1 protein-coding gene is annotated in these 478 nt (G+C 59.8%); it reads left to right on the plus strand.

The annotated features are described in order from the left end of the window. Nucleotides 1-332: 3'-5' exonuclease (locus K9U40_RS23510; RefSeq protein WP_282892478.1), on the plus strand; the 332-nt coding region annotated here is incomplete at its 5' end. Between the last annotated feature and the right edge of the window lie 146 nt (nucleotides 333-478).

Raw genomic sequence — 478 nt, forward strand, 5'->3', positions numbered from 1 at the left:
CAGGTGCAGAGTTATTTCCCGTCGTGGCCCACCAGTTGGCCGCCTTCGCTCAACGACACCAATCCGACTTGGTCATGACGTGGGGCAGCTGGGGGCAATTCGATGCCAAGCAGCTGATCAAGGATTGCGAGCGCCACGGTGTGTCACACCCTCTTCCCGGCTTTGAGCATGTGAACCTCAAGCGCCAGTTCGCCAAGGCCCGGAAAATCAAAGAGGTGGGCATGGCCAGAGCTTTGCAGATGGTCGGTATGGCGCTTGAAGGGTCGCATCACCGCGGCCTGGACGATGCTCGCAACATTGCGAAGCTACTCCCCTGGTGTCGGCCCACGTGAGGGGGGGTCAATCCGCAACGCGAAAACCTGGGTTCAGCCTGCCATGTGCGATGGCGACCTAATGGACCTTGGGCGCATCAACAATTGGAGATTACACATGAGCACCTCAGCAGCACAGATCAGCGCCTGGGGCAACGGCCTCGCAC

Source organism: Xanthobacter autotrophicus, from assembly GCF_030015065.1.
GTDB lineage: Bacteria > Pseudomonadota > Alphaproteobacteria > Rhizobiales > Xanthobacteraceae > Xanthobacter > Xanthobacter autotrophicus_D.